At 41.0% G+C, this 25,369-nt stretch carries 20 protein-coding genes and 1 riboswitch; of the genes, 7 read left to right on the top strand and 13 right to left on the bottom strand.

Annotated features, from left to right (window positions below):
• Positions 1-2: 2 nt before the first annotated feature.
• The 3 genes from GD002_RS01095 to GD002_RS01085 form a co-directional block, all read right to left on the bottom strand.
• Complete coding sequence (locus tag GD002_RS01095) at positions 3-1,502, bottom strand: sugar ABC transporter ATP-binding protein (protein WP_153730472.1); 1,500 nt, start codon at positions 1,500-1,502, stop codon at positions 3-5.
• Between the two features lie 129 nt (positions 1,503-1,631).
• The gene (locus GD002_RS01090; RefSeq protein WP_153730471.1) at positions 1,632-2,411 is read right to left on the bottom strand and encodes a DeoR/GlpR family DNA-binding transcription regulator; all 780 of its coding nucleotides are present in this window, start codon (positions 2,409-2,411) and stop codon (positions 1,632-1,634) included.
• The gene (locus GD002_RS01085) at positions 2,396-2,851 is read right to left on the bottom strand and encodes an RbsD/FucU family protein (protein WP_153730470.1); all 456 of its coding nucleotides are present in this window, start codon (positions 2,849-2,851) and stop codon (positions 2,396-2,398) included. The genes GD002_RS01090 and GD002_RS01085 overlap by 16 nt, the downstream gene beginning before the upstream one ends.
• Positions 2,852-3,003: 152 nt before the next feature.
• A riboswitch (TPP riboswitch) is annotated at positions 3,004-3,102 on the top strand.
• 59 nt (positions 3,103-3,161) lie between these two features.
• On the opposite strand from GD002_RS01085, the gene GD002_RS01080 reads away from it, so the two are divergent.
• Together GD002_RS01080 and GD002_RS01075 are read left to right on the top strand one after the other, a co-directional pair.
• Complete coding sequence (locus tag GD002_RS01080) at positions 3,162-3,926, top strand: 3-oxoacyl-ACP reductase (RefSeq protein WP_153730469.1); 765 nt, start codon at positions 3,162-3,164, stop codon at positions 3,924-3,926.
• 269 nt (positions 3,927-4,195) lie between these two features.
• A complete protein-coding gene (locus tag GD002_RS01075; protein ID WP_153730468.1) occupies positions 4,196-4,483 on the top strand; it encodes a hypothetical protein in 288 nt (95 codons plus the stop codon).
• A 72-nt stretch (positions 4,484-4,555) separates the two neighbouring features.
• On the opposite strand, the gene GD002_RS01070 is transcribed toward GD002_RS01075, so the two are convergent.
• Genes GD002_RS01070 through GD002_RS01060 form a run of 3 tightly spaced genes read right to left on the bottom strand, consistent with a single transcriptional unit; the run spans position 4,556 to position 8,110 of the window.
• Positions 4,556-6,226, bottom strand: coding sequence for an acyl-CoA dehydrogenase family protein (locus tag GD002_RS01070; RefSeq protein WP_153730467.1), 1,671 nt, complete (start codon positions 6,224-6,226; stop codon positions 4,556-4,558).
• Positions 6,223-7,728 carry a class I adenylate-forming enzyme family protein gene (locus GD002_RS01065; protein ID WP_153730466.1) on the bottom strand — a complete coding sequence of 502 codons (1,506 nt, stop codon included), beginning with the start codon at positions 7,726-7,728 and terminating at the stop codon, positions 6,223-6,225. Before GD002_RS01065 ends, GD002_RS01070 begins: the two co-directional genes overlap by 4 nt.
• Before the next feature lie 4 nt (positions 7,729-7,732).
• Complete coding sequence (locus GD002_RS01060) at positions 7,733-8,110, bottom strand: MerR family transcriptional regulator (RefSeq protein WP_153730465.1); 378 nt, start codon at positions 8,108-8,110, stop codon at positions 7,733-7,735.
• Between the two features lie 222 nt (positions 8,111-8,332).
• On the opposite strand from GD002_RS01060, the gene GD002_RS01055 reads away from it, so the two are divergent.
• A complete protein-coding gene (locus tag GD002_RS01055; protein WP_153730464.1) occupies positions 8,333-8,482 on the top strand; it encodes a hypothetical protein in 150 nt (49 codons plus the stop codon).
• A 281-nt stretch (positions 8,483-8,763) separates the two neighbouring features.
• Here GD002_RS01055 and hutH read toward each other — a convergent pair whose 3' ends face one another.
• From hutH to hutU, 6 genes are all read right to left on the bottom strand, one after another.
• Positions 8,764-10,284 (bottom strand): histidine ammonia-lyase, encoded by a 1,521-nt coding sequence (gene hutH, locus GD002_RS01050; protein ID WP_228548240.1) that lies wholly within the window; start codon positions 10,282-10,284, stop codon positions 8,764-8,766.
• Positions 10,285-10,302: 18 nt separating this feature from the next.
• Entirely contained in the window at positions 10,303-11,643 is a 1,341-nt protein-coding gene (locus tag GD002_RS01045; protein WP_153730463.1) for a Na+/H+ antiporter family protein, read from the bottom strand.
• A gap of 67 nt (positions 11,644-11,710) precedes the next feature.
• Positions 11,711-12,874: a M20/M25/M40 family metallo-hydrolase gene (locus GD002_RS01040; protein ID WP_153730462.1), complete on the bottom strand. Its 1,164-nt coding sequence runs from the start codon at positions 12,872-12,874 to the stop codon at positions 11,711-11,713.
• A gap of 17 nt (positions 12,875-12,891) precedes the next feature.
• A complete protein-coding gene (gene hutI, locus GD002_RS01035; RefSeq protein WP_153730461.1) occupies positions 12,892-14,154 on the bottom strand; it encodes an imidazolonepropionase in 1,263 nt (420 codons plus the stop codon).
• A 47-nt stretch (positions 14,155-14,201) separates the two neighbouring features.
• The gene (locus GD002_RS01030; RefSeq protein ID WP_408020063.1) at positions 14,202-15,551 is read right to left on the bottom strand and encodes a YjiH family protein; all 1,350 of its coding nucleotides are present in this window, start codon (positions 15,549-15,551) and stop codon (positions 14,202-14,204) included.
• 101 nt (positions 15,552-15,652) lie between these two features.
• Positions 15,653-17,377 (bottom strand): urocanate hydratase, encoded by a 1,725-nt coding sequence (hutU, locus tag GD002_RS01025; RefSeq protein WP_153730460.1) that lies wholly within the window; start codon positions 17,375-17,377, stop codon positions 15,653-15,655.
• 354 nt (positions 17,378-17,731) lie between these two features.
• Here hutU and GD002_RS01020 point away from each other — a divergent pair, with 354 nt between their 5' ends.
• The 3 genes from GD002_RS01020 to GD002_RS01010 all read left to right on the top strand — a co-directional run bounded on the left by GD002_RS01020 (position 17,732) and on the right by GD002_RS01010 (position 22,557).
• Positions 17,732-19,432 carry a sigma-54 interaction domain-containing protein gene (locus GD002_RS01020; RefSeq protein WP_153730459.1) on the top strand — a complete coding sequence of 567 codons (1,701 nt, stop codon included), beginning with the start codon at positions 17,732-17,734 and terminating at the stop codon, positions 19,430-19,432.
• 441 nt (positions 19,433-19,873) lie between these two features.
• Positions 19,874-20,761 carry a cation diffusion facilitator family transporter gene (locus GD002_RS01015; protein WP_194841424.1) on the top strand — a complete coding sequence of 296 codons (888 nt, stop codon included), beginning with the start codon at positions 19,874-19,876 and terminating at the stop codon, positions 20,759-20,761.
• A gap of 341 nt (positions 20,762-21,102) precedes the next feature.
• Complete coding sequence (locus GD002_RS01010) at positions 21,103-22,557, top strand: DUF5050 domain-containing protein (RefSeq protein WP_153730457.1); 1,455 nt, start codon at positions 21,103-21,105, stop codon at positions 22,555-22,557.
• A gap of 396 nt (positions 22,558-22,953) precedes the next feature.
• Here GD002_RS01010 and GD002_RS01005 read toward each other — a convergent pair whose 3' ends face one another.
• Entirely contained in the window at positions 22,954-23,187 is a 234-nt protein-coding gene (locus GD002_RS01005; RefSeq protein ID WP_408020062.1) for a hypothetical protein, read from the bottom strand.
• A 413-nt stretch (positions 23,188-23,600) separates the two neighbouring features.
• On the opposite strand from GD002_RS01005, the gene GD002_RS01000 reads away from it, so the two are divergent.
• Positions 23,601-25,286, top strand: coding sequence for a methyl-accepting chemotaxis protein (locus tag GD002_RS01000; RefSeq protein ID WP_153730456.1), 1,686 nt, complete (start codon positions 23,601-23,603; stop codon positions 25,284-25,286).
• Positions 25,287-25,369 lie beyond the last annotated feature (83 nt).

Below are 25,369 nucleotides of genomic sequence, written 5' to 3'. Positions count from 1 at the left end.
CTTTAATTCACAGCTGTGGCATACTCCATGATTTTTTCTTGAGTAGCTTCAGCAGATGTTAGTTCGCCAGTTATTCTTCCTTCCGACATGACAATTACCCGGTGACTCATTCGCAACACTTCCGGTAGTTCAGAGGAGATCATGATGACTGCCATCCCACTGTCAGCCAATTCATCAATCAACTTGTAAATTTCACCTTTTGCACCCACGTCAATTCCTCGAGTAGGTTCATCAAAAATTAAAATATCGCAATTTCGCAATAACCATTTCGCAATAACTACCTTCTGCTGATTACCTCCTGATAGATTGCGAATTTTTTGATGCACAGATGGTGTTTTGATTTTTAACTCATCGACATATTTTTCCGCTACTTTTTCCATTTCTTTTTGGCTCACTACGAAGTTACCTTTTGTGAAATTTTTAATAGTGGCCATAGCCATATTCGTTTTAACATCCATATCAATCAATAATCCTAAGTGTTTACGGTCTTCAGAAACATAGCCTATTCCCATTTCCACTGCTTGTTTAGGAGATTTAATTTTCACTTCCTGATCGTTCAGAAAAATGGAACCGCTTTCAATCTTATCAGCACCAAATATTGCTCTAGCTACTTCGGTACGACCTGCACCCATAAGTCCGGCAAACCCTAATATTTCACCTTTTTTCAACTCGAATGAAACATTTTTTAAATGGTCTTTCGTTGAAACATTTTCTAATCTAAGAATCGTTTCTTGATTTTCGTTGATTGAGGTTGGTTTTGATTCTATGTATACTTGACGACCAACCATCAACTGTATAATCTTACTCATCTCTGTATCTTTCGTTACCAAGGTATCAATATATGTTCCATCTCGCATCACTGTAATTCGATCAGTAATTCTTTTTAATTCATCCATCCTGTGTGAGATGTAAATCACCCCGACACCGTCTGCACGTAAACTTTCGATCGTAACAAATAACGAATCAATCTCTGTTTCTGTCAATGCTGTCGTAGGCTCATCCATGATAATTATTTTAGAGTTGAATGAAAGCGCTTTAGCTATTTCGACCATTTGTTGCTTGGCTATCGTTAAATCCGCAACTTTCGTATGTGGATCTAATTCAATATTTAGCCTTTTGAATAGATCTGCCGTTTTTTTATTCAGCTCTCTATCTTTCAAAAAGAAATTAAAAGCACTTCTTGGCTCCCGGCCGATAAAAATATTCTCGGCAACTGTTAAGTCTCTCATTAAATTCAGCTCTTGGTGAATGATCGAAATACCTAACTCTTGTGCTTGATTGATATTTTCAATGTTTACTTCTTTTCCTTCTAATAAAATTTCGCCTTCATCTTTAGTGTAGATACCGTTCAAAATTTTCATCATAGTAGATTTTCCAGCACCGTTTTCACCAACTAAAGCAAGGACTTCTCCATGCTTTAGTTCTAAATCTACGTTTGATAACGCCTTCACTCCAGGAAATGATTTCGAAATATTTTTCATAGAAAGCAAAACAGGATTCATGCACTCACTCCTAAACTGAATTTTCTTTCATCTTTGATATTGTTTGTTTTTTTTTGTTATTGTTGATTATAGAGGATTAATTATTTAAATGCAACATAAATTTGCACAATTCTAAAAAGAAACCCTTTTTCAATGGGCTTCTTTTACTAATTCAGGTAATACTATTTCAGTTCCTTGCTCTTTCAAGAAATCCAGTTGATCCTGCTCTGTCTTTGAATCAACAATTATCGTGTCGATGTTTGAACAACCTGCTATTCGAGCAAATGCTTTTTTCCCCAGTTTTGAATGATCTAACAATAGAATTCTTTTAGTAGCCCGTTCAATTATTTTTTGTTTGACCAATGCTTGTAATTCGTTACCGTCACTTATTCCCCAGTCTTCATCCAGTCCTTTACATGAGAAAAATAATTTATCTACATAATAGGAATCCAATGTATTTAATGCTACTTGCCCTACGTAAGACATCGATCTAGAAGATAAATTACCACCTGTTGAAATTACTTGAATTTTTGAGTGACCAGATAACACAACACAGATTTGTATAGAATTAGTCAGAACTGTTAAGCGCATATCAGGTATTAAACGTGCCAAATAAAGTGCGGATGAACTCGCATCGAGGAAAATAATATCTCCCTCTTCAATTAACTTAATCGCTTCCTTAGCAACGCTAATTTTTTCATCTTTATTTATAACTTCTCTTTGAAAATGAGGGACATCATCTTCTTCTTGTTTAGTACTCATTGCACCACCATGTGTGCGGATTAGTTTTCCTTGTCCTTCCAAACGCTCCAAATCTCTTCTAATCGTCTCATCTGTGACACCTAGCATCTGACTGAGTTCAGTCACCCGAATTGTGCCTCTTTCATCTACCATTTCTTTAATTTTATGATGTCTTACTCCTGCCAACATACCGATTCATCTCCCCTTTTAATAACACCTTTTCGTAGCATAATATTCGCATACTGCTCCTGTTCACCAGTTGCAATAATTGCATAAGCTTTCTTCGCTTGTTCATAAAAATCAAAACGTGTAAATTTTGAAATTGAAATATGAAAGTTTTCTGTTTGTCTTAAGATTTCATTGTACTCAGCCCATATTTCAGGAATCTTTTCGTTCTCTTTTGGTTCCATTAACATTACAGCGCCTACTTCATAATCATCTAATGGCAATAGATATAGGATACTCCGTAACACTTCTGTGGCAGATTGCCCATCTAAACGCAGGACATTAGCAGTATGAGAATTTGCTGGGAAGTTACCATCAGCAATTACAATCTCGTCTCCATGACCCATTTCCATTAAAACCTTAAGAATATCGGGCGATAAGTTGTTGGGAATATTTTTGAGCATGTTGTTTCTCCTTTACTTTTCTTTACTTTATTCTATCAAATTTTTGAGAAAAGAGTACTTATTTATTATTTATCACAAAATTATCTTTTTATTCTAACAGTCGAATGGTATGAATTCGTTGATAATGCTATACTACATAAACACACACATACGAAGATCACTGGGGGTGCCAGCTGGCTGAGAGGAGGAAACTCCGACCCTTTGAACCTGATTCGGTTGATACCGACGGAGGGAAGTGGCGTTTTTCTGACGACCACTAACTTCCAGTGGTCTTTTTTGTGTACAACTACAGAAAAAGGGGCTGGATTTATTGGAATTGAAAGATCAAGTCGTATTGGTGACAGGTGCTAGCAGGGGGTTAGGTGCTGCAACTGCAAAAGCATTCGGTAAAGCAGGAGCCAAAGTAGTAGTGAATTATTATCAAAATCACAACAAAGCACAAGAAGTTGTTAATGAAATCGGAACCGACCAAGCCATCGCGTTACAAGCTGATGTGCGAAATGCGGATGAAGTACATTCATTATTTGAACAAGCGAGCGAGCACTTCGGACAACCGATTAACACGATTGTAAACAATGCCTTAATCGATTTTTCTTTTAATGGAGATGACCGAAAACAGCTGGATTCAATAGAATGGCAAGACTATCTAAAACAGCTGGAAGGATCTGTAGGAGCCACGTTGAACACATTGCAAGCAGCACGAGAAAGCATGGCAAACCTGAAATTTGGACGGATCATCAATATAGGAACAAACCTTGTACAAAATCCTGTCGTCCCGTACCACGACTACAATACAAGCAAAGCCGCCTTACTCGGCATGACGCGGAGCATGGCAAAAGAATTAGGACCTGATGGTATTACCGTCAATATGGTATCAGGTGGACTGCTGTTGAAAACCGATGCAAGCGCTGCCACGCCTGATGCAGTATTCGATATTATCAAATCAAGTACACCTGTCGGACGTGTCATCACACCAGAAGAGGTGGCCGATGTCATACTGTTCTTTGCTTCCCCATTCAGCCGCGCGGTTACAGGGCAAAATCTTGTAGTAGATGGCGGACTGGTGATGGACTAATCGATTTTTACAATCCAAAAAAGCTCTGCTAGTTTCTGCAGAGCTTTTTTGGTTTTATCGTATACACCCTTTTCAAACGTATGAATCCGCCCCGCACTTATCTACCACACCTATATTTTATGAGTTGCTTAACATACACTCTGTTCCTAACTATTGACTTCTGAAAAATTTTCTAAGTCAATATTACCTAACTTATGCATCTAACAAAGAAAACGGCACAGTTCTCCAAAAAAATAGAACATAAGCTACAAGAGAAGGAGGTGCATACAATGACTTCAAGAAAGTTTAGACCTTGTAGCGGCTGTGACTCTTCTCCTGTCCAAAATAGAAGATCTAAATGCTATGATGAACGACAAATAATCCACATCGTAACAGATTTTATTATTGGAACACCTGTCGTAATCACGCTTATCGACTCTAAAGATACGAAGATGGTGGGCTATTTTTTAGACTTTAACCGAAAAAATCGGGCCATCCATTTCCAACCTTTTGGTGACCCTGCAGTGCAAGAGATTGCTTTAGCTGACATCTGCACGATAAAATATAGCTCATACTGAAGTAAGTTATCTTGTGTTATGAATAAACATCACAACGTACACAGCTGATTGACTGTGTACGTTATTATCGTTTCAGATGATCTCTTCATAATACTCTACTGTCTTCATCCGCCCTCCAGATTTGCGTAACTTCCAAGTATTCTCTATGAATAATTCCGCTAACTTCTCAAATTTATCCCCATATTTTGCTGACCATTCTAGGGATACCACACTTTCGTAGACATCTATCATTTGCTTCATCCATCGCTTCGCTTCATATGTTTGTAGAGAATAATCATATGTTGCAAAAGCGTTTAGACCTGTTTCCAAATGAGTGATTTCTGTTACTAACGTTTGCTTCAACTCGCCGTCATCTAGCAATGATACACGCTGTTTCATTTCATCAATAAATAGTTCGTGCGCCCTGTATTTATTAATCAGACGAATCAATTCCAGTGCTAAAATGTTCGCAGTACCTTCCCAGACTGTCAATACTTGAGCATCCCGTAACAAACGAGGTGTGACAAAGTCTTCTATATAGCCATTACCGCCATGCAGTTCGATCGCTTCATGAGAAAAATGGATCGCCTGCTCCGCTGTTTCTTTTTTTATCAGTGCTATAAAAAGACGGTTCAGCACTTGCTCACGCTGAGTCGCTTTTCCGTCAGTGACACGCTCATACAACTTAATGAAATCAAAGACCGTCACCATTTCAGCATGCAGTTTCGCGGTTAACTTACTAAGGGAATCTCGCACCATCGGATAATCCGTCAATTGCTGACCGAATGCATTTCGCCTACTTGCATAGGTCTTAGACTCAAGCAACGCTCTGCGCATGATCCCGAGAGAAGCGACGGCATTGCAAATTCGAGATAAATTAAGAGCTTCCAGCATATACGTAAGCCCTTTGGACGGATCACCGACTACATAAGCGATCGCCCCATCAAATTCCACTTCGCCTGAAGGTACGGCACGAACGCCTAGCTTATCTTTCAGTCTTCTAATTCGAATTCCATTTAGCTCGCCATTCTCTTTCCGCCAAGGAACCGCAAATAATGTCAATCCTTTTGATCCTTGAGCCGCTCCATCCATCCGAGCCAAAACCATCGCTACACCCGCCATTCCAGCGTTCGACGCAAAGTATTTCTCTCCATATAATAAATACTGCTCGCCTTCCTTCACTGCACGAACAACATTTGCACCAACATCCGATCCACCCTGCCGCTCTGTCAAGAACGTTGCACCTTCAAATAACGGAACTTCACCTGTTGAACAAACATGTGGCAAGAAGAGTTCTTTCACCTGTTCGTCCGCATAATGTTCCAACAAATAAGCAGTCGCCATCGTTAGCGTCACGGGACAATAAAAACCCGGCTCCGCATGCGACAATAAATAACCTTGCGCGAAACTGTACGTATAATTCCCTTTATGTCCAAGTTCAGGAATCTCTTTATGAACATACCCAACGATCCCCGTATCATACGTTTCTTGTACAGTTTGCCGATAGCCTTCATTGACCCATACTTCGGATACTTCTTCCCCAAATTTATTGTAACGAATGAGACGAGGCTCTCCTTCCCGATCCGTATGCACAGCTCTACGATCAATTTCATTTGCACACGCATGGCCAAATGACTCCAATTCACGTACAGCATACTGTAAAAATGGCTCCTTCAAATGTTCCCGTAAAATGAGCTGTAATGTCTCATCATTCTCGAAATAGTTTTCAGTTTCATAGTGCTCTGTTTTCTGCAATACTTTCATAACATTGACGCTCCTTCTCGTAAAGGCTGTTTCAGTATTTTCCCAGATGCATTTCTAGGCAGTGCATCGACTTGTTCATAGATACGAGGAATTTTAAATGAAGCTAGATTCTTCTGTAGATATACTTTCAGCTCATTAACATCGATATGTTGTGCTGCTGCAAATACAGCCTTCACCGTCTCACCCCACTCTGGATGAGGCACGCCGACTACTGCAACTTCTGCAACACCAGGATAGCTGACAATTTGCTCTTCGATTTCTTGCGGATAAATATTAACACCACCCGAAATAATGACATCCTTCTTCCGTCCGACAATCCAATAGAATCCATCTTCATCTTCCATTGCCATATCGCCTGTCCGCAACCAGCCGTCATAATAGGCTTCCTTTGTCGCTTCCTCATTTTTATAGTAGCCGAGCATATTCCCTTCACCGAGAAGGACAATTTCCCCTATTTCACCAACGACTACCTCTTTCCCAGATTCGTCTACGATTCGCAATTCTGTATGCAACGGTGCACGCTGTCCGATACTTCCCGCTTTTGCATTATGCTCCGCTGCTAACAACAATGAACCACTCGGCCCTGCTTCCGTCAGTCCGTAAACACAAACTAGATTGTCCGTACGGAACGCTTCTTTCACTTTCTTCACTTCTTCAGCTGATAGCGGAGCTCCACCATATACCCACCACTTCATGGATGATAGGTCTGCCTCTTGTAATTTCTGATTGCCTGCCGTCAGTAAATACGCAACAGGTGCTCCAAAAAAGTGAGTCGTTCGCTCTCGTTCCACTGTGTCAATCAATAAATCTGGAGTAAATGTCGGCGTCAAAACTAGAGTAGAGCCTACGACCATCCCTGCCATTAAGAATAAATGGAGCGGTGCAGAGTGGCTAAGCGGCATCATTAGCAAGATCCGGCTTTCTGGTTTCACTTCCATTTCCACCGCAATCATGGAAGCTACCGTTAAGATATTTCGGTAGCTAAACAATACACCTTTCGGGCTACCTGTCGTTCCTGAAGTATACAAAATAGTTGACTCGTCATCTTCTTTTAATGAACAAGAAATGGGCGTTTCTTTACCTTGAGCTAGGAGAGTTTCAAAATCAAGCCATCCATCGACAGCTTCCCCTGTTTTAATAAACAATGAAGGCGCTTTCATTTCACTTGCTGCTTCAAATACTAATTCGTGGGCAATGAGCACCTCTGCATCAGCATGCTCTAAAATATATTCCAACTCATGAGCCGTCATTTTTACATTGATTGGTACAACGATGGCTCCAATTCGCTGTGCAGCAAAATAAGAAATCACAAACTCTTCCACATTCGGTAAAAACAACGCAACTTTGGAACCCGCCTTTATACCTTGATCGCATAATGCGTTGCCAAATTGATTCACTAACCTATCCAACTGTTGATACGTGATACGCTTCCCCATACTTACTACTGCTTCTGAATTCGGATACTTCCGTGCATTACGTGATAATAGTTGTGAACTGTTCATGAACTCAATCCCCTTTCGAATGATCTAGCTTGTTATAAAATACAGATAGTAGCTGCTCCATTTCATGCTTCATCTCTTGCAATTCCTGAATTTTCAACTCCACCTCTTCAATTCGCCGCTTTCCATACTGAATGGTCCGTTCTAACTGCTGCCTACCGGTACGGTCCTTATCGAATAGCAACACCATTTCCTTAATTTCTTCTAGTGTAAATCCATATTTTTTACCACGAACAATTAATTTTAATTTGGCTAGTTCCGAAGCAGAATACAACCGCTGCTTGCCTTCAGACCGCCTGGGTGACAACAAACCTATCTCTTCATAATACCGAATCGTTCGTGTCGACAAACCAAACAGATCAGCCGTTTCCCGAATCGTCTTCATCTCACCTCCCCCTTTCTATCATTTTCCTTATGATAGCATTGACGTTAACGTAAAGGTCAAGAAGAGAATAACTTGTTTCGTACTGATTATTTCCTCTCTACTCAAAAAGAGGCTAACCGAGAAGTCGTTTTCACCTGACTTTTAGGTTGTCCCTTGTTTTTGTATAGATGAAAGACTCAATTTCATCCTAGACAGTTCTAAGTTAGGAGAAATGTGCGGTGTATGGCTCGTTCTGGGAGAGGTTGGCGCGGTCCGGGTGTGGTTTGGCGCGGTCCGGGTGTGGTTTGGCGCGGTCCAGGTGTGGTTTGGCACGGTTCGGGTGTGGTTTGGCGCGGTCCGGGTGTGGTTTGGCGCGGTCCGGGTGTGGTTTAGCGCGGTCCAGGTGTGGTTTAGCGCGGTCCGGGTGTGGTTTGGCGCGGTCCGGGTGTGGTTTGGCGCGGTCCGGGTGTGGTTTAGCGCGGTGCCATGTGACTTTGGCCGCGTTCCTCTATCAATCTACATAATCATGCAAAAAAGACTGCCACTGAAAGTATGTTCATCACCTTCAGGACAGCCTCAACAAATATAGCGTGTTAAGGGAGAATAACAAGGTAATGCACCAACTAAAGACTCTGCAATCATCTAGCTGGCAGTTGATTGGGTATCACTAAAAATTATTTGCCAGTTTGCGTCAGTGTATCATCGCGCAAGATGAACTGCGCCAGTCCTTCAATTTGCTCGGAGATATCACGGTCTGCATGTAATGGCGGACATATTTCACGAACTTTTTCCAAATAAGCTTTTGTCGCAGGTGCCAATTCATTTTCTACTTGCTCCAAATGAATAGCTTGAGAAGCACAAATCAGTTCTATTGCGATGACGCGCGCACTGTTATGAATGATTTCACGCGCTTGCCGTGAACCGATCGTCCCCATGCTAACATGATCCTCTTGGTTAGCGGAAGTCGGGATAGAATCGACACTTGCTGGATGGGCAAGTACTTTGTTCTCTGAAACAAGTGCGGCTGCCGCATATTGCGCAACCATCAAACCACATTCCAAACCAGGATCCGTTGCGAGAAATGGAGACAATCCACTGAGTTGCGGGTTCACTAGACGCTCAATCCGTCGCTCAGAAATATTGGCCCATTCTGCCGCTCCTACCTTCATGAAATCCATTGCGAGTGCGATTGGCTGCCCGTGGAAATGTCCACCTGAAATAATTTCACCATTTTCCAGGATAATTGGATTATCCGTCGCTGAATTCATTTCCACACTCAATCGATCCTCGACATACTGCAAGGCTTGCCACGAAGCACCATGAACTTGCGGAATACAGCGAATGGAATAGGCATCTTGCATCCGAATTTGCCCTTGGCTCGTTACGCGTTTACTACCCTCTAGCCACTTCCGCATACGGGATGCCACAATTTCCAATTCTTTATGTGGACGTACTGCTAACAATCCGCTATCAAATGCAGTAATAATTCCTTGAAGCGCTTCCATCGTTAAACTAGCTGCCATATCTGCAGCATAGCCTACACGCTCTGCTTCATTTAACCCAATGACGCCGACTGCAGTCATGGCTTGTGTTCCATTTATCAAAGCGAGTCCTTCCTTAGCTTGCAAAGTGACTGGTTCTAATCCAGCTCGCTTCAATGCCTCTCCGCCAGTTAAGATTTCTCCTTCAAACTCTGCACGTCCTTCACCAATCAACACGATGGCTACATGTGCTAGCGGAGCCAAATCGCCACTTGCACCTACAGAACCTTTACAAGGAACTACGGGATGCACACCTTTATTAATCATTTGAACTAATAATTGCAGTGTATCTTCCTTAATTCCAGAAAACCCTTTTGCCAATGCATTTGCACGTAAAATCATCATGGCTCGTACTACAGGTTGTGGCAAGGGTTCTCCTACACCAACCGCATCCGCACGCAACAGATTTAATTGCAACTTGGCAATATCCTCTTCCTCAATTTGAATATCACTCAATTTTCCGAAGCCCGTGTTGACTCCATAGATCACTTTTCCGTCTCTCAACTGCTTCTCTATCCGTTCACGACTTTCTCGAACGCGCTGTATTGCATGTTCAGAAATTTCTACTGGTACTTTATCAAATACGATCCGTTCGATCAGCTGGCGATCCAACGATTCTCCATCCAAGTGAACTACCTTCATTTCCTCATTCATCCAAACACCTCATTTAAATTATAAAATTACAGCAGCTAATATTCCGAAGATGAACAAAGGAATATTATAATGCAAGAACGTTGGTACACATGTATCCCAAATATGATGATGCTTGCCATCCGCATTTAATCCGGAAGTTGGACCGAGTGTACTATCTGAAGCCGGTGAACCAGCATCCCCTAACGCTCCAGCTGTACCGATCAATGCGATGGTCGCAAGTGGACTGAATCCCATGAGCATACAGATGGGAACAAAAACAGCAGCCAATATCGGAACTGTCCCGAAAGACGTACCTATTCCCATGGTGACAAGTAAACCTATCAATAATAATAATGCAGCACCTGCTACTTTTCCATAGCTGAAATATCCTTCTACTGCAGTTACCAAGTCAGTTACAGCACCTGTGTCTTTTAAAACCGTTGCATAGCCTGAAGCTAGAAGCATGACAAAGGCAATGGCTCCCATCAGCTTCACACCTTCTTGAACAACTACTTCGCCTTGACCTAATGTAATAACTCTTGCAACAAACATGACGATAATCCCCACAAATGCTCCAAAGACTAAAGAATGAGTTAAGATCTGAACGACTAATGCTGCCACTATCGCAACAAGCGTTAGTACGTCGCGTAACTCAAATTTCTGTTTGACTTGATCTACACCAACCGCCAGTTGAACGGTTGACGCAAAAATTTCTGCTTGACTCGCACGTTCTTCCTCTGTTTCATAATCACGTGGTTTTCGATACGTAATAAAAATTGCAATGAATAAACCAACAAACATACCTACTGCAGGAATTGCCATTGCAAGTGGTACTTGTGATAAAGTAACAGGCATTCCGTTCGTGCTAATTTCTTGTACAAGGATGCCGTGGAAAATTAACCCGTAACCTGCTGGAATCACAATATATGGCATCTTCAAACCAAATGTCAGTGCACAAGCAACTGCTCTTCGATCCAAACGTAAATAGTTGAAGAAAATTAGTAACGGTGGAATTAGGATTGGTATAAACGCTATATGCACCGGTATTAAGTTCCCTGATAAACAAGTCAAACCGGCAATCATCAACAACAGCATATATTTGTTCATTTTTTTAACGGATAATAATTTATTAATTAGCATCTTGGTAATATTCGAATGCGCAATCATGGCAGCAAAAATCCCTAGAAGAATGTAGCTTAGCGCTGTTTCAGACTGACCACCCATCCCTCCAAGAAAAAGGGAAAGTGTATCAGATAATGACAAACTGGAAAGAAGTCCTGCCGTGATCGCTGCCATTAAGATTGCAAAAATCACATGCACTCTAGCTAGACTTAATATGGTTAACACTACTACAGAGATGAATACGGGATTCGTTAACACGTTGATTCCTCCTAGTAATCTATTTCAAATTATGGACTGGACCTTCCAATCCAATTTGTCATCTTCATTATTTCTGGCTGTCATACCATTGCTGAATTAGCGCAGCTGTCAGTCTTCCTGTATTGGTCAAATTTTCCACACTAATGCATTCTCTGAATGAATGAATATTTTGGAACCCGTTGCCTAGAGTTAGACAAGTTAAGCCATTTTCATTGAGCACATTGGTATCTGCTCCACCTAGAGTTTCTGTCAAATATGGTTTTACTCCAATAAGATCTGAAGCGTCTAGAACGGTTTTCGTTAAAATATGATCGTCTGGAATCGAAAAACCCGTGTACTTTTTCTCAATTGTTACCTCTACTGTTCCGCCACGAGCTTCTACAGCTTTTCGCATTGCATCTTCCATATGCTTCAACTGTTTATCCAGTTTTTCTTTAGAGAAGCTACGCACTTCCCCTGCTACCGTAACCTCACCAGGAATGATAGACGTCAGCTCACCACCTTCGATAATGCCGATGTTAGCCAATGTTTCTTCGTCAATTTCACCCAAGTTGATCTCTAATAAACCTGCTGCTGCTAATACAAACGCGTTGTTTCCTTCTTCAGAATTTAAAGCAATATGTGCTGCATTCCCTTTAACTTTCATCCAGATCCTACTACTATACGGTCCCTTTAAAATGGTTTGCCCTACATCGCCGCTACTGTCGAAAATATAGCCAAAATCACTTTTCGGTCTACTGTAATCCAAATAGCGTGCACCTACCAGACCTGGTTGTTCGTTAACTGTTAATACCAGTTCGATTGGTCCGTGTGCAATGCCGCTTTCGATCACTGCTCGAACGCCTTCTAGATAGGCAGCCAACGCAGCACGATCATCTGCACCAAGAATCGTCGTGCCATCCGAATAAATCACTCCATCTTTGATCACTGGTTTCAAATCTTTAGTAGGTAACACAGTATCCATATGCGTAGAGAAAAATACGGGAGGTACTGATGAATCAGTGCCTTCTTTGTATGCGATCAAGTTTCCTACTTCTCCACCAAAACTTTTATGCGCTTCATCAAACTCAAATGTAAATCCAAGTTCAGGCAATGCTTTTATCAAGTAATCTGCCACTTTTTGCTCTTTCCCACTCGGTCCATCTATTTTCGCCAATTCCAAAAACAGATCGAGCAATCGTTTTTCATTTACAAATTCCGCTGCGTTAGTCTTCACTTGTTTGTTCGTCATTTCAATCGCTCCTTTTCTTACTGTGCTTTTGCGTGGTCCATTACTACTTGACCATCTTTCAATACGGTTTCGACGATATTCGTACCCAATTCATATGCAATATGGACGTATGAAGGAATATCCCAAATTTGAAGATCGGCCACTTTGCCTTCTGCAATTACACCGCGATCATCCAAATCCAGTGCACACGCTCCTCCGTAAGTAGCCGCTTTAATCGCTTCTTCTACAGTGAATTTATAGAGTCTACACGCTAAGTTGATCACAAATTGCATGGACTCCGTATAACAAGCAGGACATAAATCTGTCGCCAAAGCGATCTTCATCCCGAGATCTAACATTTTTCTAGCATCAAATGGTTTCTTATGACCGACGGCAAAATCCAGTGCAGGCATTAAGACACCTGTAACCTTTGATTGTGCCAACTTTTCCATCACTTCTACTGGTGTATAATTCAAGTGATCCACAGAAACCATATTCATTTTGACAGCTAAATCCGTCCCACCAATATAAGAATAAGCATCTGCATGCAACTTCGGCTTCATCCCAAACTTCAATCCAGCTTCCAATATTTGTTCGGACTCTTCTGCTGTGAAATAACCATCATCACACCAGGCATCACAAAACTCTGCCAGCTTGCGTTCTCCAACTTTCGGAATCATTTCTTCTATAATGACACGAAGGTATTCTTCTTTTGTCATGCCTTCTGGAATACCGTGCGCACCTAAAAATGTATTGTAAACATCGACAGGAGTTTCTTTATCCAGACGACGACCCACTTCTAAAATCTTGATTTCACTCTCTGTCGTCAAACCATAGCCACTCTTACTTTCAATCGTTGTCATGCCATACGCTAGCATGTTCATCATGCGCTTTTTCGATTGTTGAAACAGCTCCTCTTCCGATGCATGCCGTGTCAATTCAATCGTACGATTCGGGCCCGTAGTAATACCGAGATCCTCCAATTTTTTTCGATCATCCCCAGCTAATTTCGCAGCATACTCTTCTACTCGCGTACCATTGAAAACGAGATGGGTATGGGAATCGACAAACCCAGGAGCGACTACTTTGCCAGTCGCATCGATTTGACGAGCGTTATCCAGATCGAATGTAGCACTTCCTTCTTTCTCCAATCCGACCCCTGCAATGCGTCCATCCTTCACCGCAATCCAAGCATCTTGCACAACTCCAAGTCCTGCCATTCCTTCGCCTGTGCAAGTTAAAGCCTCTGTCGCATGGCGAATGACCAAATCGACTTTTGTTATGCCTTTCATTTGAGTCATGATCGTACCTCCATTCAAACATTACACCGTCTATAAAGTAAGCGTTTTCACAAAAACAGAAATGCTAACGGTGTGACAATAATTAATGATAAAACCGTTCGGATCAGCCATAGGGCCAAAATCTCTCGCATTTTAATCGGAATATCTGTAGATAAGATACATGGAATCAATGCCGAGAAAAATAAGATAGTTGAAATTGAAATACTTGCGACAATAAATCTTGTATGCAAACTAGCTTCCACTACCATCAATGACGGCAAGAACATGTCTACTAAATTGATCATGGCAGCTTTTGCAGCTAAAAAAGGTTCAGGGATTTGCAAAGCCCATGTTAAAGGTAAAAATAAATAAGCTAAATAATCAAATACAGGTGTATGATTGGCCAAGATAAGACCTAGAAGTCCAATTGCCATAACAGATGGCAAGATACTCATCGCCATCAAGACTCCATCCTTTAACGTAGACAGGACATTAGTAAACAGACTAGGGGCATTTTGCGCTGTCAACATCGACTGCTGCCAGGCATGCTGAATTCGTTTTTCACGAATCACTTTCTCTGGCGATCCTTCCCCTGTATAGTAATCATCACGTATTTTACTGATCGGCCACATTCTCACCGTAATCGCCGTGACGATAAACGTGACGAGGAATGTCAGCCAAAAATAGAGGTTCCAAATTTCCATCAAATCTAATGTTTTTGCTACAACTACCATGAAAGTAGCTGAAACTGTTGAAAATCCAGTGGCAATAATGGTCGCTTCACGTCTAGAATATTTCCCTTCTTTATAGATACGGTTGGTAATCAATAGACCAATCGAATAACTGCCAACAAAGGAAGCGACAGCGTCAATCGCCGACCGTCCAGGCGTTTTCCAAACTGGTCTCATGACTGGTTGCATAAGAATTCCAATAAACTCTAACAATCCATAACCTACTAATAGAGCCAAAAATATTGATCCGATCGGCACTAATACACCAATCGGCGTGAGAACGATAGAGAAATAATAGGGTCCCATATCTTCCGCCAACAGCCATTTAGGTCCAACTTCAAATAGCACCAAGACAGCAGCAGCAGCGCCCAACACCTTTAGTACAGACAACATGATATCAATTTTCGACTTTCGCCAGCTACCGGAATAAAATGGATAGGCAGCTCCCAGTACCATGATTACCAAGATATAATACGATACGACAGTCGGTATGGTATTTCGGATCCAAGTGACTAAATGATCTAAAGGGATTGAATTTTTCCCGTTTAGTTCAATCGGAATAAAGAACATGAACACGCCGATTAAACTAAAGAAGAAAAAGCTTAGGATATTTCGTACTGAATAGATATTTTGTGATTCTTCTATTCCTGCTTCCATACGATCCATCGTTTCTTTCAAATCGTTCATCATCTTCACCTGCCCTAATCTTTTTAGGTGGTAAACAAGAAGGGAGGAGGTCAAACAGGCGCTTGACATCCTCCACCCAGTTCTAAGAAACAGTGTTTTTATTATGCTTTAGACTCGGCTTTTTCCAAGTCCTTTGGTCCAAATGTTGCTTCACGTTGCCACCATAGTGGAATTTGGATGCTTTCTTCTGTCAGCTTCCCTTCTCCGTTCGCTACATCACGAGCAATCTCATAACCTGCCTGGGCATGGCGCACAACTCCAATTCCAGAGTCCACCGTCATTGCCACTTCTAGACGCATATCCGATTCAGCTGTACCGTCCGCTACCATCGTAACGCCCGTATGCACAGCTTCACCCATTGAATAATTTGCTTGGATCGCGATCAAATCACACATACCCACTGCGTTCAGTAATCCGTTCAACATTGGCCAGTCAGAGATTAGATCAGAGCCATCTTTCATATTTTCTGATTCAAATGTTGGATTGACGATTGAACCTGAATCCAAGTTGTCACGAGAGAAAGCAACCGGTCCTGATAGCTCTCCACGGCGGATCATGTCATTGACTTCCAACGCAAATTTCTTACGCTGCCCAAAGCCCATGTAGCAAATACGTGCAGGCAATGCTTCGATCGGAATATGCTCTTTCGCCAATTTGATCCAGCGAGTGACCAAGTAGTCATCGGCAAACTTCTCAAGAATCATGTCATCGATTTTGCGAAGGTCCTCCGCATCACCTGACAAACATACCCAACGGAAAGGTCCGCGGCCTTCACAGAATAATGGACGAAGATATTCTGCTACGAATCCTGGCAGACGTTTTGCTTCTTTTTCATCCATACCAGCGTCGATACACTCTTTACGATGACTTGTTCCATATTCAAATGCATGAACGCCTTCATCCATAAACTGAATCAACGCTTTCAATTCGCGGATCATCGTTTCGCGACCTTTTTGCAAATACAAGTTACGGTCTGTGTCACGTAAATGCTCTGCTTCTTCAACTGTATATCCAGCTGGAAGATATGAAATCGGGTCATGACCAGGTGTCATAGATGTTGCAATATCAGGACGGAAGTCACTCTTCAGCACGTCTTCAAACAAGTCTGCTGCATTTCCTACCACCGCAATTCCAAGTGGCTTACCTGCTGCTGCATATTCTTTTGCTTTTTTAATTGCTTCTTCTAATGATGGAGCCAATTCGTCGATGAAACCTTTTTCAATACGACGGTTAATGATCTCCACATTGGAATCAACTAGAATACAAACGCCACCGTGCATCGTCATCGCGCGTGTCTGGTTTCCACCCATACCACCTGCTCCTGCAGTCAACAAGATCTTGCCAACAAGAGAGTCGTTATAATGAAGGCGTGCAATCGCTGAAAGTGTTTCGAATGTTCCTTGGATTACACCTTGCGTTCCGATATATTCCCAAGGTGCTGCTGTATAGTTTGCATAGATTGTTAAGTTTTTATCTTGTAGATCGTAGAATGTCGGCCAGTCTGCTTTCATGATATTCGTTGTTGCCATAACAACTGTTGGCGCATATTTATGAGTTTTGAATACGGCTACCGGCATTCCAGATTGAACAACTAATGTTTCATCATCTTCTAAATCTTTTAAAGATTGTACGATTGCATGATAAGATTCCCAGTTACGTGCCGCTTTCCCGATTCCACCGTAGATGACAAGTTCTTCTGGCTTCTCTGCATTTTCCATATTATTTTCTAACATTCGAAGGATTGATTCTTGTCTCCAGCCTTTACAACGTAGTTCTGGTCCTCTTTGTGCTTTTACTGAATATAAGATTTCTGGTTTTGTTGTCATATGAAATTCCTCCTGAAAAATATAGTTTTGTGTTTTACACTTTTATATATTGCAAGTACCATGCCAACTTTTATTTATCAGGAATAATTTTTTGGAGTCTCTTGAAAAAAGCTTGTTATATCAAGCTTCAATTCTTTTAAAAACGGGTAGCGTAGTGAGTCACTCTTCTTTCAACCCTTTCGTCCTAACCGCAGATAAAATCGTCTCTGCACCCTTTAAGATTCTCAAATTTTCTAAAAACTCATAGTAGAAAGCGCTTCCAAACACTGCAGATATTACCTGCATGCAGATGCAGACTTTTCTGACATCTGTGTGATATACTATCTTTGCACTAATTTAAGGAGGGATCTTTCATTGTTTGCTGAAATAATAGGCTCATTGATAAGAAGTTTTGTAGAAGGAGTGATCGTTCTTGATAAATCACATAACATTGTATGGTTCGATTTACAAGAAACTCTATCGATTCCACTTACTCAAACTACAGATGTTCGTCAATTGTTCAATCATGGAGACTTGTGGTTCATTGACCAAGAAGAATTCTTTGTTGAATTAAACGGACAGCAGCTGCAAGTTTCCGTCAAGCACATCGAAGGACCTGAACAGCTAATTGCACTGTGCATAAAAGAGTTTGCATTTCAATTAGATAATAATGACGCACGATTGTATTGTCTTGAAAAAGTGATTGAAACAATAGATGAAGGGATCATGATGAGTAACGCTGAGGGAGAAATTATCGTCTATAATGAGGCACAGGAAAAGATGGAAGGTTTAGACGCACAAGAGATTATAGGAAAACCTTTATGGGCTGCGTACAATTATAATCCCCAATATTCCGAGCATCGGCACGTGTTTAATACAGGGAAACCAATATTTTCAAGATACCGGGCGCACTCAAAAGTTGCTGGCGTTCCAAAATATGTGAATTACAGTACCTTTCCGATCAAAAAAGATGGTGAAACGATTGCCGTCTTCTCCATCAGTACAAACGAATCAAAATTAAAAGACCAACTCTTTCAAACAATTGAAATGAAACGTAGCACCAATCAACACACCGATAAAAAAACATTTGCGACAAATGGAACGGTCTTTACGTTTGAAGATATTAAAGGCCAAAGCAGTGTATTGAAAGAACTGTTGCGAGAAGCGCAGGCCGTTTCCGTTCATAATACAGACACCTTAATTGTTGGTGAAACCGGTACAGGAAAGGAATTATTTGCGCAAAGCATGCACAATCACAGTCCGCGCAGAGACAAACCGTTTGTCGCCATTAACTGTGCCGCCATCCCTGAAAATTTATTGGAAAGCACATTATTCGGTACGGTGAAAGGCGCATTCACAGGAGCAACAGATCAAGTAGGCCTATTTGAATACGCGGAAGATGGCACATTATTTATGGATGAAATCAACTCCATGCCGATGACGCTCCAGTCCAAGTTAATGCGCGTGTTGCAAGAGCGCTTGGTGAGAAGAGTTGGTTCTAATGACGTAACACCTGTACGATGTACTGTCATTAGCGCCTCAAATGAAGACCCAGAAAAAATGATAGCCGAGGAGCGGATGCGTCTTGACTTGTTTTACCGTATTGCAAACACCAGTCTGTATATCCCGCCATTACGTGATCGGCCTGAAGATATCCTATTTTTCATCTCTTATTTTTTAGACACCTTCCAGTCTAAAATGGCAACCAATGCTCCTCCGCTCTCACCCGTTTTGAGAGATGCCCTACTACGCTATCCATGGCCAGGGAATATTCGAGAATTGGAACACTTAATGCAAAATATTGTTATTCGTGTCACGGATGAAGCAAAAGCAATCGAACTCGACCATCTTCCTTCCTATATACGTGGGAAAATTCTAGCGCAGCAACAGCTGTCTGAAGATGAAAGCAAAGCGAGTAGACCCATTAAAAACGTACTTAATCAATCTAAAAAACAATTTATCCAGTCCACCTTGGAACAGACCGAGTGGAACATCTCCGCCGCGGCCCGTAGACTCGGAATTACCCGTCAAACTCTCCAGTATCACATGAAAAAACATCAGTTGGAAAAGCCTTAATATAATCTGAAAACAGCTCACATTATGAAATAGATATTACTTTAGTATATAGCTCGATCAAAACGGATTCTTCTCTAGCAGATGTAAGTTATATTTTATAAAGATGTTTGATCATTTTCAGGTTATTTTGTTTCGTGATCTTCCCCAATTATGAAAAAAAATGGTCTCTATAGCAAAAGGCTACTACAATCTTAAATCCATATCATTTTGTGTCTTAGACTAGCTTTCTCTTTTGCCTGTAACTCACCTTTAGTAATCCTTGCTTCAAAAGGATATTCGTGCTATCTTTTAGAAATCAAAGCATAAATGAGTGATGTTAACGTGCATATCTTTCCTGCAAAAGTTTGTATATATTTATTTAAAAAACCTTGATCAGACTTACCCCCGATCAAGGTTTTTTGTTGCCTTTAGGCAAGTATCCTTAAAGTAGCAAATTAGGAGATGTTTTCATTGGATGAACAGAGATATAGAGACCTCAAATTAGGAGAAAGAGGGGCATATATCAGCATAATCGCTTACATATGCCTATCCGTTCTAAAACTTTTTATCGGTTATATTAGCAATTCAGAAGCTTTAAGAGCAGACGGATTAAATAATACAACTGATATCATTGCTTCAGTTGCTGTCCTTATCGGATTGAAATTATCGAGAAAACCACCTGATAGCAACCATAAATATGGACATTGGAAAAGCGAAACCATTGCCTCAATGATCGCCTCTTTCATCATGATGGCCGTTGGTCTGCAAGTGTTGTTTGGAACTATCTCCTCCATTTTTCAAGGTGGAAAAGAATCACCTGATATAATTGCTGGATATGTTGGTATTTTTTCTTTTCTAATTATGTATTTCGTTTATCGGTATAACAAAAAATTAGCATTAAAAATAAAAAGCCAAGCTGTGATGGCTGCAGCAAAAGACAATATTTCGGATGCCTGGGTCAGCATTGGAACATCAATAGGAATATTTGCATCACAGTTACATATGCCATGGTTTGATACTATAACCGCCTTGATAGTCGGGGGACTCATTTGTAAAACAGCATGGGATATTTTCAAAGAAGCTTCTCATGATTTAAGTGATGGCTTTGATGAAAATCAAATTGCTATTTACAGAAAAACTATCCAAACTATCCCTGCTGTACAAAATGTCAAAGAAATTAAAGGGAGAAACTACGGCAATAATGCAGTAGTTGACATTATCATTCTTGTACAACCGAATCTGAGTCTTGAACAAGCCCACGACATTTCAACATTGGTTGAAGATACACTGAAGCATGAACATGGCGTGTATGACGTCCATGTTCATGTTGAACCAAATACACAAGTTTAACACTTAAAATGAGAGGGTAGCCTTTTGGTTAAACCTCTTTTTTTATCACACAGTTATGTAGATAAACATTCCATACCGTCAAATGCGCTGTTTGCAATTCTACCTAGGGCTTATCGGTTGGTGTCTACATGCTGGTATAAGAATTCCTCCACCTTTAATTCAAATCTACAACGAGTTGCTTTTGATATAGTTAAGGGCTTACCATAGTCTCGATTGGTCCTCATTTATACATCTCAATTGTATCCTATAAAATGTTCACAAGATTGTTTCAAATAACAACCTCCCTTCCAACACCATTACTAAACTACTGCCGATAAAGAGGGTAGGGAGGCTAAACGACTATGAAGAAATTCTTACTATGTATTACGACATTATTACTGGCAACCACACTTTGGACAAACACCTCTGAAGCAACCACCAAATCGACAGTAGTGGCTAATTCTGCAGAGACTACACTTTCTGCAAACCATGCTCCAAACTCCTATCGCATGATTTATGATGCTATGCTCGTTGGAAATGAAACAGGTCAGTTTGATACTTCTGAAGTTAGTTATCAAAGAATTGGAGATCTCATCCAACAAGTCACGCAAGAAAATCCCGAAATTATGTATTACAAAGGAGCTACGTTCTGGTCTAACGGTAAAATTGAATTTCGTTATTCAAAAGACCCAGCTATAATTAAAACCAGTCAGCAGCAATTGCAAAAGAAAGCAGACGAAGTACTGAATGCAATCATCAAGCCGCATTTTACCGATTTTGATAAAGTCAAAGCCATTCATGATTATCTTGCGTTGCATACGGCTTATGACTATGAAAATCTTTTATCTAATCAAGTACCTGCTGATTCCTATACAGCATACGGTGCTCTACTGAATCAAGTGGCCGTATGTGATGGTTACACGAAAGCTGCTCAGTTGTTGCTGAACAGGCTCGGCATTGCTAATTCCTATGTGTATGGTCGTGGGGATGGTCAGGATCACTCTTGGAACATGATTAAACTAGATGGTCAACCGTACTTCATGGATATTACATGGGATGATCCCGTACCTAATCAAGAAGGTCGCGTTCGCTATTCTTATTTCCTCGTCACTTCTGATCAATTGCGCAAAGATCATTCTTGGGTAGAAAGTAATTGGCCTGTTGCAACAAGTACAACCTATGCGTACTTCCAGGACTTCAAAAAAATGCAGGAAGTCGGAAACTATTATTATTACAGCAGCAATCAAGACAATGCCAAGCTGTATCGTATTCAGAAAGACGGTACCGGAAAACAAAAAATAAACGATGTCCGTGCACCATATTTCGCTATTACATCAGATTGGATATATTTTAGTAACTACTCTAACGGCGGCTATCTGTACAAAATGAAAACAGATGGTAGTTCGATACAAAAATTGAACGAACGCCACAGTATAGATTTACGCATTGAGAGCAATATGCTTCATTTTAAAGATGAACAAACCAGCTCGATGAAAACGCTTGTAATTGAATCTTCACCAACTGTCACACCGATTGGTCAGCACGTTAATTCGCTAAAACAATGGACTGTAACGTTCAACACCAAGATTGATCCAGCAAGCATTACGGGTGCTCATTTTAACGTGATGAATGACCAGAAAGAAGTAATCCCTGTCAAACTTGCGATTGATTCGGTGGACCCACGCAAAGTGCTCATCTCTGCTCCTACAGGTGGATATGAACGCAATCGAAACTATACACTGACCGTACAAAACGCAAAATCTGCATTGGGGAAAGTGCAGACAAAAGCACATGTGAAAGAATTTTATGTAGAATAAATGAACTAGAAAAGGTTGTGTTGAAAGTAATAAATACCTTTCAATGACAGCCTTTTCTTATGTGATCGCGGGGGGAAAGAGAGGAACGCGCCAAAGTACCGTTGCACCGCACCAAAGTGTCACCGAACCGAGCCAAAATCATGTAAGACCCCGCATTAGTCCGTCTGCACCGAGCCAAACCACTCTCCAAACGAGCCAAACAAACTGCTAACCGCACATTTCAATTTCCATAACAACTGCCTATCCCCCGACAAAAAGCTTCCATCACTTAAAAATAAGAGCCATCCGAAAAGGTCAGTTGAAAATGACTTTTCGGATAGCTCCTACTTTGTAGTACACTCACTGACTAACAGCTTGTACTTCCACAATTTTATCCGCGATGGCTTTCGTCAATTCCTAAGCCGTTTTCGGAACAAAGTTCTTCAAAATGGCATTGATCATAGGACCCATCATACCTTTTGCGGTGATATCTAGATAGCCTGTCATCAAGGTCTTTGTCTCACTTATGACTTCAGCTTCAAAATATCCGTCACCATCAAAGTTTTCGTTTAATCCCTTCAAATCAAATGTTACCTTTGTAGGCTCCAGCCATTCGGTAATATCAATTTTCAAACTAACTGTCTTTTGCATGATCCCAATATCACCTTTAAACTTCCAAGTGGATTGATGATCATTTAAAATCTAATGTTCAATATAACCAGGCACTAATGGAGCCAAGCGATTCATATCACTAACAAATTCCCAAATCTCTTCAATTTCTTACTATCTTCGTAATTATCATACTACTATAAAGAATAGTACCGTACAAATTATTCTGAATAAATCATTTTTTCCTACATTGCTAACAAGACTTTCTATGTCCTTTATATTAACTATTACTATCGTCAACCGATATATAAAATGCAAACTCCATACTTTAGTCTTATTTGTGAACTGAATTTAGTAATAGAATTGAATTAATGTAATTATTTTCACTACAAAGACCATTTGTATAGTAAAATATAATTATATGATAAGTCTTTACTCACAGGAGGCGTCATCAAATGACAATTGGTAAAAAGATTTTTGGTGGATTTGGTGTTATGTTAGCCGTATTGTTGATGTTTGCGTTTTTCAGCATTTCTCAACTAAAGAATGTAACGGAAGATTATGAACGCATGCTCGACGTCCAAGTTACACAAGCTCAACTTGCTGAAGAGGTTCAAAAACACATGGCATTTCAAGGGTTATACATTCGAGGATACATAGCTGAAGGAAGAGATGTAATGCTGACAAACTTTAAAGAACATCAGCAAGAATTAAAGAATCATGTCAACGAATTATCCAAATACGCTGTAACCAATGAAATGAAAGATTATATTCAGCAAGCTAATGAACGGATCGATAACTTTGATGCAATTGCTGTCAAAATCGTAAATTTGGTAGAAACTAACGAGGCAGATAGTGCTGTACAGCTGATGATGAATGAAGGACGAGCAGCCAACATTGAGATCTTGCAAATTGGAGAAGAAATGGCAGCTTATCAGCAACAACAACTAGAGGAAAGCCGTTTGGCTGCTCAAGATGGCGCAGCCAAATCAAAGCGTGCATTAACCACTTCGACTATCTCAGACTCGATTCTTGCAATTTTAATTGCTTTTTTCATTCATCGAGCCATTTCGCGGCCAATCAAACGGCTTTCTGATGCCACTGCTGTCATGGCTAGCGGTGATTTGACTCAAGAAGATGTACACGTGAAAGCAAAAGATGAAATCCGCGACTTGGCGAATTCATTTAACACGATGAAGCACAATTTGCGAAATCTCATCAGTAGCATCAATGATAACGCTTTGCATGTAACGGCCTCTGCGGAAGAGTTGTCTGCTAGCACAACAGAAGTGACTAAAGCGTCACAGGAAGTAAGTCATAATATGGAATTAATTTCATCAGGAGCGCAAACATCCGCCGCTTCCGCAAAAGAAAGTTCAGTAGCAATGGAAGAAACAGCTGTTGGCGTGCACCGTATTGCAGAATCTGCATTGCGCTTAAATGCCAGCGCAGAAGAAACAGAGAAATTGGCGGGAGACAGCGAACAATCCGTTCAGCTTGCCAAAGATCAAATGATGCTCATTTACGACTCATCGCAACAAACAAGCGATTTAATTCAGCGTCTAAGTAAACAGACCGTTGAAATCGAGAACATTACGAAAGTCATCACGGAAATCACGGAACAGACGAACCTCCTGGCCCTCAATGCTGCGATTGAAGCAGCAAGAGCAGGCGAACAAGGAAAAGGCTTCGCAGTAGTGGCAAATGAAGTGCGGAATCTTGCCGAGCAATCGAAGAACTCTGCTAGCCAAATCGTGAAACTGACTGCTGACATACAAACGGATACGAAGAATGTGGAAATTTCCGTAGCAGAAAGCGTTCAGAATGCAGAGCAAGGCGTGCAAGTTATCGAAGACGCAGGCAAGGCATTCTCCACAATCGTCAGCGCCATCCAAACAATGGGGGAACAAATTGAAGATATCTCGGCTGCCACAGAAGAAATTTCGGCAAGTGCAGAAGAAGTATCTGCTTCCGTCCAAGAAATCGCTACACAGGCTGACGAAGCATCTGCCCAAACAGAGCAGAACTCTGGTGCTGTGGAAGAACAAATGGCTACGATCGAAGAAATTAACACTGTCGCCCACGATTTGAGTGAACAAGCGATGAAATTGCAGCAAGTGATACAGGAATTTAAAGTTTGAAAAACAAGCAGCTCACGAGTGAAGTGAGCTGCTTGTTTTTTACTTGGAGATGTTTGGTGCGGTTCAAACGAGGTTTGGAGCGG

The organism is Sporosarcina obsidiansis, assembly GCF_009651005.1.
GTDB classification, from domain to species: Bacteria; Bacillota; Bacilli; order Bacillales_A; family Planococcaceae; genus Sporosarcina; species Sporosarcina obsidiansis.
Note: the sequence above shows the minus strand (reverse complement) of the source record. Positions and strands in the feature narration are given on the sequence as shown.